The sequence below is a fragment of the Sphingobacteriales bacterium genome (genome assembly GCA_016700115.1).
Taxonomy (GTDB): Bacteria; Bacteroidota; Bacteroidia; order Chitinophagales; family UBA2359; genus UBA2359.
In genome coordinates, this window is the sequence record CP064999.1 from 808769 (window position 1) to 828672 (window position 19904).

The 19904-nt window shown below is 48.8% G+C and carries 3 protein-coding genes; all 3 read right to left on the bottom strand.

Translation table 11 applies throughout. The features are described 5' to 3' along the window. Window positions 1-58 precede the first annotated feature (58 nt). From IPM47_02785 to IPM47_02795, 3 genes are read right to left on the bottom strand one after another with little or no spacing between them, the layout of a single operon-like run. On the bottom strand, window positions 59-17641 hold the full coding sequence (locus IPM47_02785; protein ID QQS29897.1) for an HYR domain-containing protein: 17583 nt from the start codon (window positions 17639-17641) through the stop codon (window positions 59-61). A gap of 5 nt (window positions 17642-17646) precedes the next feature. Further along, the gene (locus IPM47_02790; protein QQS29898.1) at window positions 17647-17976 is read right to left on the bottom strand and encodes a hypothetical protein; all 330 of its coding nucleotides are present in this window, start codon (window positions 17974-17976) and stop codon (window positions 17647-17649) included. A gap of 4 nt (window positions 17977-17980) precedes the next feature. After that, entirely contained in the window at window positions 17981-19894 is a 1914-nt protein-coding gene (locus IPM47_02795) for a hypothetical protein (protein ID QQS29899.1), read from the bottom strand. Window positions 19895-19904 lie beyond the last annotated feature (10 nt).

Consider the following 19904-nt stretch of genomic DNA (forward strand, 5'->3'; position numbering starts at 1 on the left):
CAAAAAGGGCGACACAATTTCTTGTGCCGCCCTTTTTCTTTACTTATTAAAAAACCGGTTACTTGGTGCCAAGTATAAGTTTGTAGCGTTCTTTGCTGCCATCTGCAGCACTTAACTCTACAATATACATACCGGCGGGCAAGTGTTCGGCATTAAATTGAACGCTGTACACTTCATCGTTGGTTGCTTCGCCTTTGAACAAGGTACCCACTTCTTTTCCATCAAGTGCAAACACTGTCAACTTAGCGTTACCGGTTGCATTAACGGAGAATTCGATAGTGGTTTGATGATCAAATGGATTCGGATAAGCCATTATGGACTGACCGTCAGCCAATTTACCTCTACCTCTGATTTGTTTGGGCACCCAATACCATCCAATGGTTTCCTGTCCATCACAATCGGTAACTGTTACCACATACCATCCTGAAGGCAAGTTGGTTAAGTTGAAACTCGGACCGCCACTGACAGGACCGCCAAACGGGTTAGTCCAGTTAGTAGGACCAGACCATTCGTATTGGTATTGGTTCAGACCGGTACCACAAGGTGTGCCGCCTTCTACATATACCGTAACAGAGCCATTGGCTATATTGCTTGCACTCGAAGCCACAGTGTAGTCATAGATGTCAAGCAATGCAGATGGGTTAACTGTATCCGGAATATTGTCAAACTCTAATGAGGTGTCGGAACAGCCATTGGCATCAGTTACCACTAAATCCCAGGTAGCATTGTCTGCGTAAACCACAGTGATGATAACTCCGGTATTGTTGGCGTTCTGATTAACTGCCCATTGTACGTAACCGCTCAAGCCAGTCCAGTTGTAGTTGTAGGGTTGAGTACCGCCGTAAACTTCCAACATTACCACATTATAGAAGGTAGGTACAATACCATTGCCTTGATACATACTGGTTACAAGCGGTTCGGTCGGGAACGCAGAAGGTATGGCAAACGGAATTCCATTGGTCAGATCGAAACATCCAATACTGGTAGAACCGATATCACTGATATTCATGCCTACTGACGGTGTCGGTACAGGTGGATTAACTCCTCCTTCACTATAACCGTACATGATGTAATTTCCGGCTGCTAAACCTGCGCCAAGTGCTGTAAAGTTGCCGGTGGTATTCATATCAACTATTACACCATTAACATCAGTTACTATGTAAGCATAAGTATAAGGATCGGGTACTGCCGAACATACAGTGGATGAAGTTGGGAAGCCTGTAGCTGAAGCAACAACCGGATCAAACGGACATGCAGCACCCGAAACTGTAAGTGTTCCTGCATCTGCCTGACAACATTTGTTCACCGTAACAGAGAACGTACAACTATTAGCATTTCCGCTTACATCCACAATGGTCCAAACTACGTTGGTTGTACCTATTGGATAGGTGCCATCACCACTATAAAGGAAGCCTGACGGGAATAATGCTGTTACGCCTGCTATATTGGTAAAGCTGTTGGCAATAACAGATATACTACAATTATCTGAGAACGTTGGCAATGGTAAGTTTATAAACTCACCGGTTGCATTGTTGGTACAATCAGAAGTACATACCTCTAACGGCGGCGGACAAGTAATGCTTGGCGGTTGATTATCCGCTACATGAACAATTGTCTGGCAGGTAGAAGTATTTCCGTTTACATCCGTAACCGTCCATATTACAACCGTTGTTCCTTGCGGATAAGTACCCGAAGCGTTTGCGGTTCCGTTAAAGTTATTGACAACAGTTGCTATTCCGCAGTTATCGGTAGTTACCAACGGAGCTATAGTGATATCAGCGCTGCATAAACCTGGTGCAGTAACAGTATAATAATCATAGTATTGATTATACGGGAACGGTAGCGTAGTATCTTCCGGACAGAATACAATTGTTGGAGCTTCAACATCTACAATTGTTACTGTCATGCTGCATGTGCCGGTGTTTCCGTTGATATCCACAATTGACCAAACAACAGTAGTTACACCTACAGGATAAATATCGCTTGCATTATGACCCCAGTTCCAACTATTCATCGGGTCTTGGGTTATTCCGCAGTTATCGGACAAGTTGGTGGGTAATCCAACAGCTGCATAACCATAGCATTGTCCAAAGATACTGGTTGCAGTTACGTTGGCCGGGCAAACAAGAGTTGGTAACTCATTATCCACCACAGTAACCGTAAAGCTGCAAGTGGCAGTATTTCCGGCTGCATCTGTTACCGTATAGATTACAGTTGTAACGCCTTCAGGGAATTCTGTTCCAGGCTGATAGTTGCTGGTCAGTGTCAGATCTGCGGCATTTTGTGCGGCTGTTAATGCTGCCTGAGCAGCTAACAGTGCGTTATATGCATTTGTATATAACGTAAACACAAGATTAAATGCAGCCTGCGCTGAGTTGACATCTGCTTGGGCAAGAGCTACTGCAGCCGCCAGAATTGGGTTGGTCGGGTTGGCTGCGAAGTTCACCTGTGCAGCATTCAACACTGCAATTGCAGCTTGAAGCGTATTCGATGCAGTGAATAATGCGTCCTGAGCAATTTGCCAATCTGCCAAAGCTTGCTGATAAGCATCAATGATTGCCTGATCCACACTTGCACTACAATTATCACTAACAATTGGCGTATCCCAGGTTGCAATTGCAGAGCAGAATAACTGACCCGGAGGACCTACTGCGGTGTTAATCGTAATGTTTGGCGGGCAGAATACGAATATCGGCGCTTGATTATCATTCACTGTTACGGTTATACTGCAGGAATTAGTATTACCACTGGCATCGGTTACCGTCCAGGTTACCAATGAAACACCTCCAGGATAAGTACCACTGGCATTTACTGTACCCGGTGCACCTCCGTTAGGAGCAGCGCCGTTTGGATCAATAGCTACCGGCGGGTTAATCGGATCGCCACCTGTATTGGTAATATGGAAGGCCGTGAAACTAATGCTGAACACACCACAATTGTCGCTGGTAAACGGCGGCGGTGTGGTAATGGTTGCTTCGCAAAGGTTAGGTGCCGTATTGGTAACTACGTTAGATGGGCAGAAGATGCCTGGTATTTGATTATCAATGACGATAACATTGGTAGAACAGGTTGCTGAATTGCCTGCCAGGTCATAAACAGTCCAGGTTATCGTTGTTGTTCCGACCGGATAGACCCCACTGGCAGCACTATTGGGGAATAGCAAGAGCGGGTTAGCGCCAAATCCGATAGGGAATAATACACCTGAATTGATAGTGGTACCGACTCCCGGCGGTACACCACCCGGGAATACGCCTGCTGTATGTACCGCAACAAAGTCCACATGATCAATACCATTACAGTTGTCAGCAACAGTAGGATTGGGTACTGCTACAAATCCCGAGCAAGAAGTCGTATTTACCGGATTAACAACCGGGCAGGAAGTGAAAACAGGATCTACAACATCTGCAACAATGATTTCGATGGTATCCTGAGCAACGCAACCAAATTGGTTGATAATATAGGTAATCGTATGAGTACCTTCACCTGCCACTGCCGGATTAAACAATCCAATCAATGAATTGGTGATACCAACTCCATACCAGAAACCTGTTGCCGGAGAGTTTACAACTGTTACACCGGTATAGGTGATGGTCGAACCATTCAACAATGTAACCATCGTTGCATTAGGATAGGATACCGGTGTGCCGGGTCCGTGACTTCTGATGGTGCCTGCTGCAACAGCTTGTAACGCACCTTCCGTAAAGACACTTGCATTGACATACAAGACCTGAGAGCCTACACTATAGAGTACCGTTGTACCGGCAGGTATAGTAATCGTAGTATTAGGAATGTAAGTCATCACAGTTCCCACAGGATAAGGTATGGAAGTGGTAACAGATGCCTCCAAATCTACAACAGGACCATTCGGGCAGAATGGATCACCCGGATCGAGAATGGTCACATCAAGCAGGTCAATAATCTGAATGAACTCAGTACTTGGAGTTCCGCATCCGTTAGGAATTGGAGTATAAGTAATACCTACCAAACCTTGTCCGTTTTGCGGGATAAATATGTTACCTGCCAACGGAATTTCGGGACTTGTAACTAAAGAATAAGTTCCTCCGCCAATTGTGGTGTAACTTGTCAGGTCAATTGGGCCATCTGTAACGCACCAAGTATCCGGCAAATCAAATCCTGTTTCCGTTGTGTTGGTGATGGTGATTACCGCTAAACTTGGTAATGGGTTACAAGGACCCGGGTTAAATACTCCACCTATTGTTGGTAAACTATACTCTATGGTTATTTCATAAGGAGGCACATCAACAAATGATATTTGATAGTTCAAGACATCATTTGTGATAGTCGGTGCAATAGCTAAATTGTGTGAACTGACAAACCAAGTTCCACCCGGTGTAGTTGTTGGAGTTAGCATTGCGCTCAGGTTGATGGTTCCGGAGGGCGACTGACAAACTTCAATGTCATCAATTTCCGTACTTCTGATAGGCACTACCTCAATAATTTGAGTTAATGACTGTTCACAAGGCACTTCACCGATGGTGTATGTGATCTGATAGTTACCGGGAGGTACAGGAGCACTCTTATCCAAGAAAGTAATTTCTTCAATTCGTGTACGTGGATCTCCGGCTTGAAGTCTCCATACTACTCTTGTAATATCCTCGAAAGATGGCGGGAAGTTAACCAACACCGCACCACCGTTGGGCACCGTTACCGTACCTACAAGTACGTTGCCTGCATCGTATGCCTCAAAGACAGAGCCGCCGTTAGTTCCATTGGTTCCTGCTGTTCCCGCTGTTAATACTACGCTGACCATGTCGAACAAAGCACCACCATTATAAACAAATTCTACTCCTGCAGTACCTACTGTGTTTCCACCATTTGTTGATAACTCAACATCAGTTTGTGCACCGTTTGGAATGAACTGGAAGTAATTGCTCGGAGTACCGGGATCAATAGTACTGATCAACATTCCATCCTCAGTATAAGAGTATATATGGTTTACGTTCAACGGATCATTAGCAATGATAGAGCCGGTTGAGAATTCAACTACATAATATTGAGGATCCTGACCAAACAAACCATCCGGAGTGATACCGGGTCCTGACCAAACACCACCCGGGTTAAGGGCTTCAAGTTGGTAGGGCAATTGGTCCTGACACAATACAATCGGGTTATCCCAATAAGGATCAAGGTCTGCTAAGATTTCAACCCATTCAGTGATAGGCATTCCGCAACCACCGGGGATGGGGGTATAGGTAATACCAACTAAGTAGCTTACTCCGGGTATTGGGGTATAGGTTGTTCCAATCGAAACTTCAGGATCGGTAACTAAAGCATAAGAGCCACCACCGACTGCAGTATAATCGGTCAAATCTATGGGGCCATCTACAGCACACCATACATCCGGTAAGTCAAATCCTGTTTCACTAACTCCATCTATAGTAATGGTAGCAAAAGCATCGGCAGGATTACAAGGCGTACCAATCGGGAAAGGCACATCAAGATCCAATGAATATTGTATCAAGATGGTGTAAGGTTCAACATCTGCAAATGTGATGAAGTAAGTCAACACATTGTTGTTAATAACCGGTGGGATGCTCAATGTAGTACTGACCACTGTCCAGGTTCCATCATCGGGAGTATCCGGTCCAAGCATTGCCATCAAGTTGATGGTACCTGAAGGAGACTCACATACTGTAATATCTTCGATAACATTTACCAATTCTGGATATACAATGATATCGTGTGTTTCAGACTCTTCACAAGGATGGAAGCCTACGGTATAGGTTATTGAGTAAAGACCCGGGATTAACGGATTAAATATGCCGCCCGGAGTTACCCCGGTACCGCTCCATGTTCCACCCGGTGTTCCGGTTATTAAAGTATTCAAGTCAAACGGCAAGTCGGCTTCGCAAATTGGTTCTGGAGTCCAACTTGGGTCAACATCTTCATAGATGGTAATGACTTCTGTAATTGGAATACCACATCCACCTGCTGCGGGTTGATAGTGAACATTTACCACTGCAAAGTTTGCAAATGGATCTAATCCCCAACCGGCAATTGCGCCAATCACCGGAATATTCAACACAGCACCAGGCCCTGAAACTGAGTACGGTAGCGGTGTACTGGTAATACCATTTACACTGACCACTGTCCAAACACCACCACCATTTATGGTATAAGTATTCAGATCTATTTCGCCATCAGCAGCACACCATACATCCGGCAAGTCGAAACCTGTTTCGGTCGCTCCTGTAATTGTGATAACCGCATCATCAAACGTTGTCGCACAAGGAACAGTAGTACTGCTACTGGTTAATGTGTAGCGAATGTTGATGGTATAAGGCGGTGTAGAACCCGGGGTTATAGTATATATCAACAAGTTGCCGGATGGACTGAAACTGATAGTTTCCATTCCGGATTCGCTCAGAATTGACCATGTTCCACCCGGAGTGGTTGTCGGTGTCAATAACGCTGTCAAGTCAACTGTTCCACTTGGTGATTCACAAAGGGTTAAGTCTTCAATTGTAGCGTCAAGTTCAGGATAAACGATAACAGTATATCCATCAGTGTCCCAACAAGTGCCGTTTGTTACTGTATAGGTCAAAATATATGTACCGGGTAATGACGGATTAAATACTGTACCATTCACTGCAGTAACATCAGGACCTAATGATGTCCAGACACCGCCTGTTGTGGTAGTGGCATTGTATAAAATAGTCAGGTCAAATGGTAAATCAGATGAACCCATACAGAAATCTGAATTCTGATTGGTTGCAACCGGATCTAAGGTAGCATCAACAGCTTCATGAATTGTTATCACTTCCGTTTTGGGTACTCCACAACCATCAGGAGCCGGTTGATAGAATATTTCCAAAATAGACAGACCCGGTGTACCAGAACCTGATGGCGGATTTGTATATGCTAATGTGTTTACATCCAAAACCCCACCCGGTATAATAACACCTGTAGATGGTACGCTTGGAATACCATTTTCGCTGATAACATACCAGGTTCCACCACCAGTAGCGGTATAGTTAGCTAAGTTGATGTTGCCATCATTAGCACACCATTCATCCGGCAAGTCAAATCCTGTTTCGGTTGCTCCCGTAATGGTAATGGTAGTCGGAGCGCTTGTTGCTGTTGCACAAGGTGCCGGCATTCCTGAAGCTCCCTCAACTGTATAAGTCAACTGAATGGTATATGGAGGAGTGCCTGCTGATGGTATCGTATAAGTCAATATTCCGTTGTTGATACTTACCACCGTTGCTGTTGTACCGCCGGCAATAACAGTCCATGTGCCACCTGGAGTTGTTGTAGAACCGAACATAGCCACTAAGTTAATAGTGCCGCTCGGGCTTTCACAAACTGTGATAGGATTGATGGTTACATCAATTGCCGGGTAAACAGTTACTACGATGCTTTCGCTGTCGCTGCATACGCCGTTGCTCACACTATATGTTAAGACATAGGTTCCGGGTAAAGACGGGTTAAATGAAGCTCCGCTGACTGCAGTGGCATCTGGTCCGCTAGATGTCCAGGTTCCACCCGGTGTTGTTCCTGCGTTCAGGTAGTTGGTCAAATCAAATGGCAAGTCGCCACTACCTAAACAGAACTCAACGCCCGGACTTGGATCCAAAGTAGCATCTACCTGCTCATATACCCACATAAATTCACTCATAGGACTACCACAGCCACCGGCAGCAGGTTGATAATCTATCTGTACCAAACCTGTGAAATTCGCTGCGGGGGTATAAGTACTGCCGGTTATCGTTCCAGCACCAACGGTTACCAGTGTCCATTCGCCTCCACCCAATGCAGTGTAAGCCAACAAGTCAAAGTCACCTTCAGCACACCATGCATCCGGCAAATCAAAGCCCGTTTCTGTCGCTCCGGTGATGACGATTGTTGCTACCGTTGTTGTCGTGGCACAAGGCGAAGTTGCACTACCGCCCGTCACTGTATATTCCATGGTAATGGTATATGGCGGGGTACCGCTCGGCAGGATGGTATATACCAATTGGGTGCCTGACGGACTTAATGTAGCACTCGCAATGCCCGTGCTGCTTTGGATCGCAAATGTACCTCCGGCAGTGGTTGTCGGAGTAAGCATTGCTTCTAAGTTGATTGTGCCGCTTGGACTTTCACAGACCGTGATGTCTTCTATCGTAGAATCCAACGCCGGGTAAACCGTTACCACAACGCTTTCGCTGTCGCTGCATACACCATTGCTCACACTATAGGTCAATACATATACACCGGGTAAACTCGGATTGAATGTATTTCCGCTAATTGCATTTGCATCCGGTCCGCTTGAACTCCACGTTCCACCAGTCGTTGTGCCGGCTGTATAATAGGTCGTCAGATCAAATGGTAAGTCCGCACTGCCCAAACAGAATTCATCCGGGGTGGCGACCAAAGTAGCATCCACCGGTGCGTAAACAGCCATAAATTCAGTACTCGGGCTACCGCAACCGCCTGCTGCCGGTTGGTAATCTATCTGTACCAAACCTGTGAAGTCAGCTGCAGGGGTATAGATATTGCCTACTATAGAACCGGCACCAACTGTTACCAGCGTCCATTCACCTCCACCTAATGCAGTGTATGCAGCCAGGTTAAAGTTATCTTCTGCACACCATGCATCCGGCAAATCGAAGCCCGTTTCCGTCGCTCCGGTGATGACGATTGTCGCTACTGTCGTTGTCGTGGCACAAGGTACTGTCGCACTGCCGCCTGTTACCGTATATTCCATCGTAATGGTGTACGGAGGCGTGCCGCTCGGCAAGATGGTATATACCAACTGGGTACCTGACGGACTTAAAGTAGCGCTTGCTACTCCTGTGCTGCTTTGAATTGCAAATGTTCCGCCGGATGTAGTTGTCGGAGTAAGCATTGATTCTAAGTTAATCGTGCCGCTCGGACTTTCACAGACTGTAATGTCTTCAATCGTAGAATCCAACGCCGGGTAAACCGTTACCACGATGCTTTCGCTGTCGCTGCATACGCCGTTGCTCACACTGTAAGTCAATACATATACACCGGGTAAACTCGGGTTAAAGGTCGTGCCGCTTACTGCGGTCGCATCCGGTCCGCTTGAAGTCCAGGTGCCGCCCGGTGTTGCTCCAGCGTTCAGGTAGTTGGTCAAATCAAACGGTAAGTCTGCACTGCCTAAACAGAACTCAACTCCCGGACTTGGATCTAAAGTTGCATCCACAGGTGCATAAACTGCCATAAATTCAGTACTCGGGCTGCCGCAACCGCCTGCTGCAGGTTGGTAATCTATCTGTACCAAACCTGTGAAGTCGGCTGCAGGGGTATAGATATTGCCTGCTATTGTGCCGGCACCAACTGTTACCAATGTCCATTCACCTCCGCCTAATGCAGTGTATGCAGCCAGGTTAAAGTTATCTTCTGCACACCATGCATCCGGCAAATCGAAGCCTGTTTCCGTCGCTCCGGTGATAGTAATCAATGCCTGATCGGTGTCTGTATCACATGGTGCAGGAGCTCCAGTAAAACCGGTCAGAGAATAGCTAACATTGATCGTATAAGGTGGTGTAAGCCCTGGAGGTATGGTATAGAACAACACATCATTGCTGATGCTGACGTTGGCGGCTGGTATGGTTGATCCTACTGCCTCATAAGCCCATAATCCACCGGGGGTCGTACCATCTAAGTTAAAGCCTGCAATCGTGTTGGGGATCATCATGGATGACAAGTTCACCATACCGCTCGGGCTTTCACAGATTGTTACATCTTCTATGGTTGCATTGAGCGGTGGATGTACATATACCTGGAATCCATCGCTGTCTGTACATACTCCATTTGTAACTGTGTAAATCAAAGAATACCACCCGGCTACAACAGGAGCAAAGTCTGTGCTTCCCAACGGGAATGGATTTGCACCGTCAGGACCAATGATGGTCCATGTACCACCAACAGTCGTTCCAGGTCCGTATAAGTTGCTCAATTCAAATGGCGTATCGGTAAGCATACACAAATCGGAGGGCACACCTGTCAAAGTTGCATCAACTCCTTCTGATACGGTAATAAACTCGGTCATCGGAACACCGCAACCGCCTTCACCAGGTTGGTATCGTATTTCTAAGGTCGAAGCACCACCTGCATAAGCCAATGTGCCTACGGTTACCACACCGCCGGGTATCACTACGCCGGTTGCAGGTACACTCGGTACACCGTTCTCACTCATTAAGTACCAGGTTCCGCCGCCAACTGCCGTGTAGTTAGACAAATCAATGTCACCACTATCTTCACACCAGGTTGATGGAAGGTCAAAGCCTGTTTCTGTCGCTCCGGTGATAGTAATCAATGCCTGATCGCTATCTGTATCACATGGCGCCGGCGCTCCAAAAAATCCGTTTAAGGTATAGCTTACATTGATAGTATAAGGTGGGGTAAGTCCTGACGGTATCGTAAAGGTCAACACATCATTGCTGATGGTTACATTAGAAGCCGGTATTGTTGAACCTACTGCTTCATAAGCCCATACACCACCCGGAGTTGTTCCGTCTAAGTTAAAGCCTGCTATGGTGTTCGGTATCATCATGGATGACAAGTTCACCATACCGCTTGGGCTTTCACAGATTGTTACATCTTCTATGGTTGCATTTAGCGGTGGATGTACATAAACCTGGAATCCATCGCTGTCAGAACATACTCCGTTTGTAACTGTGTAAATCAATGAGTACCATCCGGCTACAACAGGCGCAAAGCCTGTGCTTCCCAACGGGAATGGATTTGCTCCGTCAGGACCAATGATGGTCCATGTACCACCAACAGTCGTTCCAGGTCCGTATAAGTTGCTCAATTCAAATGGCGTATCGGTAAGCATACACAAATCGGAGGGCACACCTGTCAAAGTTGCATCAACTCCTTCTGATACGGTAATAAACTCGGTCATCGGAACACCGCAACCGCCTTCACCGGGTTGGTATCGTATTTCTAAGGTCGAAGCACCACCTGCATAAGCCAATGTGCCTACGGTTACCACACCGCCGGGTATCACTACGCCGGTTGCAGGTACACTCGGTACACCGTTCTCACTCATTAAGTACCAGGTTCCGCCGCCAACTGCCGTGTAGTTAGACAAATCAATGTCACCACTATCTTCACACCAGGTTGATGGTAGGTCAAAGCCTGTTTCTGTCGCTCCGGTGATAGTAATCAATGCCTGATCGCTATCTGTATCACACGGTGCGGGGGCACCGGGTAAACCGTTTAAAGTATAGCTAACATTGATAGTATAAGGTGGGGTAAGTCCTGACGGTATCGTAAAGGTCAACACATCATTGCTGATGGTTACATTAGAAGCCGGTATTGTTGAACCAACTGCTTCATAAGCCCATACACCACCCGGAGTTGTACCGTCTAAGTTAAACCCTGCTATGGTGTTCGGTATCATCATGGATGACAAGTTCACCGTACCGCTTGGGCTTTCACAGATTGTTACATCTTCTATGGTTGCATTGAGTGGCGGATGTACATATACCTGGAACCCGTCACTGTCCGTGCATACTCCGTTTGTAACTGTGTAAATCAAAGAATACCATCCGGCTACAATTGGTTCGAAGTTTGTGCTTCCCAACGGGAACGGATTTGCTCCGTCAGGACCAATGATTGTCCAGGTTCCGCCTACTGTCGTCGTCGGACCATATAAGGTACTCAGGTCTAACGGGGTATCGGTAAACATACACAAATCATCAGGTACGCCGGTTAACGTTGCATCTACAGGTGCATATACTTGCATGAACTGGGTGCTCGGACTTCCACAACCACCTGCTGCAGGTTGGTAATCTATCTGTACCAAGCCCGTGAAGTCGGCTGCAGGAGTATAGATACTGCCCGTTATCGTTCCGGCTCCAACTGTTACGAGTGTCCATTCACCACCACCCAATGCTGTGTAGGCCGACAAATCAAAGTCGCCTTCTGCACACCAGGCATCCGGTAAATCAAAGCCCGTTTCCGTCGCTCCGGTAATAACGATAGTTGCTTCAGTAAATGTAGTTGCACATGGTGTTGTTGCGCTGCTTCCTGTTACCGTATATCTTACAGTTACTGTGTACGGCGGGGTGCCGCTCGGCAAGATCGTGTAAACCAACTGAGTGCCAGACGGGCTTAACGTTGCACTGGCTATGCCCGTGCTGCTTTCTATCGTAAATGTGCCGCCAACTGTAGTTGTTGGAGTAAGCATTGCTTCTAAGTTAATCGTGCCGCTCGGACTTTCACAAACCGTGATGTCTTCAATCGTAGAATCCAACGCCGGGTAAACCGTTACCACGATGCTTTCGCTGTCGCTGCATACGCCGTTGCTCACACTGTAAGTCAATACATATACACCGGGTAAACTCGGGTTAAAGGTCGTACCGCTTACTGCGGTTGCATCCGGTCCGCTTGATGTCCAGGTGCCGCCTGTCGTCGTGCCGGCGGTATAGTAAGTCGTTAAATCAAAGGGTAAATCTCCACTGCCCAAACAGAACTCATCCGGGGTGGCTACCAAAGTTGCATCCACCGGTGCATAAACTGCCATAAATTCAGTACTCGGACTTCCGCAGCCACCTGCTGCAGGTTGGTAATCCATCTGTACCAAGCCCGTGAAGTCCGCTGCAGGAGTATAGATACTGCCCGTTATCGTTCCGGCTCCAACTGTTACGAGTGTCCATTCACCACCACCCAATGCTGTGTAGGCCGACAAATCAAAGTCGCCTTCTGCACACCATGCATCCGGCAAATCAAAGCCCGTTTCCGTCGCTCCGGTGATGACAATGGTTGCAACAGTTGTTGTCGTCGCACAGGGTGCTGTCGCGCTTCCACCTGTTACCGTATATTCTACCTCAATTGTATATGGCGGTGTTCCACTCGGTAATATCGTATATACCAACTGGGTGCCTGACGGGCTTAAAGTCGCACTCGCTACTCCCGTTAGTGTTCCTATGCTAAACGTTCCGCCTCCTGTCGTGGATGGGGTCATCATTGCACTCAGGTTGATCGTGCCGCTCGGACTTTCACAGACCGTGATGTCTTCAATCGTAGAATCCAACGCCGGGTAAACCGTTACCACGATGCTTTCACTGTCGCTGCATACGCCGTTGCTCACACTGTAAGTCAATACATATACACCGGGTAAACTCGGGTTAAAGGTCGTACCACTTACTGCGGTTGCATCCGGTCCGCTTGATGTCCAGGTGCCGCCTGTCGTCGTGCCGGCGGTATAATAAGTCGTTAAATCAAAGGGTAAATCTCCACTGCCCAAACAGAACTCATCCGGGGTGGCTACCAAAGTTGCATCCACCGGTGCATAAACTGCCATAAATTCAGTACTCGGACTTCCGCAGCCACCTGCTGCCGGTTGGTAATCTATCTGTACCAAACCTGTGAAGTCGGCTGCAGGGGTATAAGTACTGCCTGCTATTGTTCCGGCTCCTACGGTTATCAAAGTCCATTCACCACCGCCTACTGCTGTGTATGCCGACAAGTCAAAGTCGCCTTCTGCACACCATGCATCCGGCAGGTCATAGCCTGTTTCCGTTGCTCCGGTGATGACGATGGTTGCAACAGTTGTCGTTGTTGCACAAGGCACTGTCGCACTGCCGCCTGTTACCGTATATTCTACCTCAATTGTGTAGGGCGGTGTTCCACTCGGTAATATCGTATATACCAACTGGGTGCCTGACGGACTTAAAGTCGCACTCGCTACTCCCGTTAGTGTTCCTATGCTAAACGTTCCGCCTCCTGTCGTGGATGGGGTCATCATTGCACTCAGGTTGATCGTGCCGCTCGGACTTTCACAGACCGTGATGTCTTCAATCGTAGAATCCAACGCCGGGTAAACCGTTACCACGATGCTTTCACTGTCGCTGCATACGCCGTTGCTCACACTGTAAGTCAATACATATACACCGGGTAAACTCGGGTTAAAGGTCGTGCCGCTTACTGCAGTCGCATCCGGTCCGCTTGAGGTCCAGGTGCCGCCCGGTGTTGCTCCTGCGTTCAGGTAGTTGGTCAAATCAAACGGTAAGTCCGCGCTGCCTAAACAGAACTCAACTCCCGGACTGGGATCTAAGGTTGCATCCACAGGTGCATATACCCACATAAATTCAGTACTCGGGCTTCCGCAGCCACCTGCTGCCGGTTGGTAATCTATCTGTACCAAACCTGTGAAGTCGGCTGCAGGGGTATAGATACTGCCTGCTATTGTTCCGGCTCCTACGGTTATCAGTGTCCATTCACCACCGCCTACTGCTGTGTATGCCGACAAGTCAAAGTCGCCTTCTGCACACCATGCATCCGGCAGGTCATAGCCTGTTTCCGTTGCTCCGGTGATGACAATCGTTGCTACTGTTGTCGTTGTTGCACAAGGCACTGTCGCACTGCCGCCTGTTACCGTATATTCTACCTCAATTGTGTAGGGCGGTGTTCCACTCGGTAATATCGTATATACCAACTGGGTGCCTGACGGACTTAAAGTCGCACTCGCTACTCCCGTTAGTGTTCCTATGCTAAACGTTCCGCCTCCTGTCGTGGATGGGGTCATCATTGCACTCAGGTTGATCGTGCCGCTCGGACTTTCACAGACCGTGATGTCTTCAATCGTAGAATCCAACGCCGGGTAAACCGTTACCACGATGCTTTCACTGTCGCTGCATACGCCGTTGCTCACACTGTAAGTCAATACATATACACCGGGTAAACTCGGGTTAAAGGTCGTGCCGCTTACTGCGGTCGCATCCGGTCCGCTTGAGGTCCAGGTGCCGCCCGGTGTTGCTCCTGCGTTCGTGTAATTATTCAAATCAAATGGTAAGTCTGCACTGCCTAAACAGAACTCAACTCCCGGACTAGGATCTAAGGTTGCATCCACAGGTGCATATACCCACATAAATTCAGTACTCGGGCTACCGCAGCCACCTGCTGCCGGTTGGTAATCTATCTGTACCAAACCTGTGAAGTCGGCTGCAGGGGTATAGATACTGCCTGCTATTGTTCCGGCTCCTACGGTTATCAAAGTCCATTCACCACCGCCTACTGCTGTGTAGGCCGACAAGTCAAAGTCGCCTTCAGCACACCATGCATCCGGCAGGTCATAGCCTGTTTCCGTTGCTCCGGTGATGACGATCATGGCTACTGTTGTCGTTGTTGCACAAGGCACTGTCGCACTGCCGCCTGTTACGGTATATTCTACCTCAATTGTGTAGGGCGGTGTTCCACTCGGTAATATCGTATATACCAACTGGGTGCCTGACGGGCTTAAGGTCGCACTCGCTACTCCCGTTAGTGTTCCTATGCTAAACGTTCCGCCTCCTGTCGTGGATGGGGTCATCATTGCACTCAGGTTGATCGTGCCGCTCGGACTTTCACAAACTGTTACATCTTCTATGGTAGAATCCAATGCCGGGTAAACTGTTACCACGATGCTTTCGCTGTCGCTGCATACGCCATTGCTCACACTGTAAGTCAATACATATACACCGGGTAAACTCGGGTTAAAGGTCGTGCCGCTTACTGCGGTTGCATCCGGTCCGCTTGAAGTCCAGATGCCGCCCGGTGTTGCTCCTGCGTTCAGGTAGTTGGTCAAATCAAATGGTAAGTCTGCACTGCCTAAACAGAACTCAACTCCCGGACTAGGATCTAAGGTTGCATCCACAGGTGCATAAACTGCCATAAATTCAGTACTCGGGCTACCGCAGCCACCTGCTGCAGGTTGGTAATCTATCTGTACCAAACCTGTGAAGTCGGCTGCAGGGGTATAGATACTGCCTGCTATTGTTCCGGCTCCTACGGTTATCAAAGTCCATTCACCACCGCCTACTGCTGTGTATGCCGACAAGTCAAAGTCGCCTTCGGCACACCATGCATCCGGCAGGTCATAGCCTGTTTCCGTTGCTCCGGTGATGACAATCGTTGCTACTGTTGTTGTTGTTGCACAAGGCACTGTCGCACTGCCGCCTGTTACGGTATATTCTACCTCAATTGTGTAGGGCGGTGTTCCACTCGGTAATATCGTATATACCAACTGGGTGCCTGACGGGCTTAAGGTCGCACTCGCTACTCCCGTTAGTGTTCCTATGCTAAACGTTCCGCCTGTTGTCGTTGATGGGGTCATCATCGCAGTCAAGTTGATCGTGCCGCTCGGACTTTCACAGACTGTGATGTCTTCGATCGTAGAATCCAACGCCGGGTAAACCGTTACCACGATGCTCTCGCTGTCGCTGCATACGCCATTGCTCACACTGTAAGTCAATACATATACACCGGGTAAACTCGGGTTAAAGGTCGTGCCGCTTACTGCAGTCGCATCCGGTCCGCTTGATGTCCAGGTGCCGCCCGGTGTTGCTCCTGCGTTCAGGTAGTTGGTCAAATCAAACGGTAAGTCTGCACTGCCTAAACAGAACTCAACTCCCGGACTGGGATCTAAGGTTGCATCCACAGGTGCATATACCCACATAAATTCAGTACTCGGGCTTCCGCAGCCACCTGCTGCCGGTTGGTAATCTATCTGTACCAAACCTGTGAAGTCGGCTGCAGGGGTATAGATACTGCCTGCTATTGTTCCGGCTCCTACGGTTATCAAAGTCCATTCACCACCGCCTACTGCTGTGTATGCCGACAAGTCAAAGTCGCCTTCTGCACACCATGCATCCGGCAGGTCATAGCCTGTTTCCGTTGCTCCGGTGATGACAATCGTTGCTACTGTTGTCGTTGTTGCACAAGGCACTGTCGCACTGCCGCCTGTTACCGTATATTCTACCTCAATTGTGTAGGGCGGTGTTCCACTCGGTAATATCGTATATACCAACTGGGTGCCTGACGGGCTTAAGGTCGCACTCGCTACTCCCGTTAGTGTTCCTATGCTAAACGTTCCGCCTGTTGTCGTTGATGGGGTCATCATCGCAGTCAAGTTGATCGTGCCGCTCGGACTTTCACAGACTGTGATGTCTTCGATCGTAGAATCCAACGCCGGGTAAACCGTTACCACGATGCTCTCGCTGTCGCTGCATACGCCATTGCTCACACTGTAAGTCAATACATATACACCGGGTAAACTCGGGTTAAAGGTCGTACCGCTTACTGCATTAGCATCCGGTCCGCTTGAGGTCCAGGTGCCGCCTGTCGTCGTGCCGGCGGTATAATAGGTCGTTAAATCAAAGGGTAAATCTCCACTGCCCAAACAGAACTCATCCGGGGTGGCTACCAAAGTTGCATCCACAGGTGCGTAAACTGCCATAAATTCAGTACTCGGGCTGCCGCAGCCACCTGCTGCAGGTTGGTAATCTATCTGTACCAAACCTGTGAAGTCGGCTGCAGGGGTATAGATACTGCCTGCTATTGTTCCGGCTCCTACGGTTATCAAAGTCCATTCACCACCGCCTACTGCTGTGTAGGCCGACAAGTCAAAGTCGCCTTCGGCACACCATGCATCCGGCAGGTCATAGCCTGTTTCCGTTGCTCCGGTGATGACGATGGTTGCAACAGTTGTCGTTGTTGCACAAGGCACTGTCGCACTGCCGCCTGTTACGGTATATTCTACCTCAATTGTGTAGGGCGGTGTTCCACTCGGTAATATCGTATATACCAACTGGGTGCCTGACGGGCTTAAGGTCGCACTCGCTACTCCCGTTAGTGTTCCTATGCTAAACGTTCCGCCTGTTGTCGTTGATGGGGTCATCATCGCAGTCAAGTTGATCGTGCGCTCGGACTTTCACAGACTGTGATGTCTTCGATCGTAGGATCCAACGCCGGGTAAACCGTTACCACGATGCTCTCGCTGTCGCTGCATACGCCATTGCTCACACTGTAAGTCAATACATATACACCGGGTAAACTCGGGTTAAAGGTCGTACCGCTTACTGCATTAGCATCCGGTCCGCTTGAGGTCCAGGTGCCGCCTGTCGTCGTGCCGGCGGTATAATAGGTCGTTAAATCAAAGGGTAAATCTCCACTGCCCAAACAGAACTCATCCGGGGTGGCTACCAAAGTTGCATCCACAGGTGCGTAAACTGCCATAAATTCAGTACTCGGGCTGCAGCAGCCACCTCGCCGCAGGTTGGTAATCTATCTGTACCAAACCTGTGAAGTCGGCTGCAGGGGTATAGATACTGCCTGCTATTGTTCCGGCTCCTACGGTTATCAAAGTCCATTCACCACCGCCTACTGCTGTGTAGGCCGACAAGTCAAAGTCGCCTTCGGCACACCATGCATCCGGCAGGTCATAGCCTGTTTCCGTTGCTCCGGTGATGACGATGGTTGCAACAGTTGTCGTTGTTGCACAAGGCACTGTCGCACTGCCGCCTGTTACCGTATATTCTACCTCAATTGTGTAGGGCGGTGTTCCACTCGGTAATATCGTATATACCAACTGGGTGCCTGACGGACTTAAAGTCGCACTCGCTACTCCCGTTAGTGTTCCTATGCTAAACGTTCCGCCTCCTGTCGTGGATGGGGTCATCATTGCACTCAGGTTGATCGTGCCGCTCGGACTTTCACAGACCGTGATGTCTTCAATCGTAGAATCCAACGCCGGGTAAACCGTTACCACGATGCTTTCACTGTCGCTGCATACGCCGTTGCTCACACTGTAAGTCAATACATATACACCGGGTAAACTCGGGTTAAAGGTCGTGCCGCTTACTGCGGTTGCATCCGGTCCGCTTGAGGTCCAGGTGCCGCCCGGTGTTGCTCCTGCGTTCGTGTAATTATTCAAATCAAACGGTAAGTCTGCACTGCCTAAACAGAACTCAACTCCCGGACTGGAATCTAAGGTTGCATCCACAGGTGCATATACCCACATAAATTCAGTACTCGGGCTACCGCAGCCACCTGCCGCAGGTTGGTAATCTATCTGTACCAAACCTGTGAAGTCGGCTGCAGGGGTATAGATACTGCCTGCTATTGTTCCGGCTCCTACGGTTATCAGTGTCCATTCACCACCGCCTACTGCTGTGTATGCCGACAAGTCAAAGTCGCCTTCGGCACACCATGCATCCGGCAGGTCATAGCCTGTTTCCGTTGCTCCGGTGATGACAATCGTTGCTACTGTTGTTGTTGTTGCACAAGGCACTGTCGCACTGCCGCCTGTTACTGTATATTCTACCTCAATTGTGTAGGGCGGTGTTCCACTCGGTAATATCGTATATACCAACTGGGCGCCCGACGGACTTAAGGTCGCACTCGCTACTCCCGTTAGTGTTCCTATGCTAAACGTTCCGCCTCCTGTCGTGGATGGGGTCATCATTGCACTCAGGTTGATCGTGCCGCTCGGACTTTCACAGACCGTGATGTCTTCGATCGTAGAATCCAACGCCGGGTAAACCGTTACCACGATGCTTTCGCTGTCGCTGCATACGCCGTTGCTCACACTGTAAGTCAATACATATACACCGGGTAAACTCGGGTTAAAGGTCGTGCCGCTTACTGCGGTAGCATCCGGTCCGCTTGATGTCCAGGTGCCGCCCGGTGTTGCTCCTGCGTTCGTGTAATTATTCAAATCAAACGGTAAGTCTGCACTGCCTAAACAGAACTCAACTCCCGGACTTGGATCTAAGGTTGCATCCACAGGTGCATATACCCACATAAATTCAGTACTCGGGCTACCGCAGCCACCTGCCGCAGGTTGGTAATCTATCTGTACCAAACCTGTGAAGTCGGCTGCAGGGGTATAGATACTGCCTGCTATTGTTCCGGCTCCTACGGTTATCAAAGTCCATTCACCACCGCCTACTGCTGTGTATGCCGACAAGTCAAAGTCGCCTTCTGCACACCATGCATCCGGCAGGTCATAGCCTGTTTCCGTTGCTCCGGTGATGACGATGGTTGCAACAGTTGTCGTTGTTGCACAAGGCACTGTCGCACTGCCGCCTGTTACGGTATATTCTACCTCAATTGTGTAGGGCGGTGTTCCACTCGGTAATATCGTATATACCAACTGGGTGCCT

Coding starts and splice junctions, on each gene's coding strand:
- IPM47_02790 (QQS29898.1), bottom strand. CDS start 17,976: ATGGCAGTTTACGCACCTGTGGATGCAACTTTGGTAGCCACCCCGGAT.
- IPM47_02785 (QQS29897.1), bottom strand. CDS start 17,641: ATGATGACCCCATCAACGACAACAGGCGGAACGTTTAGCATAGGAACA.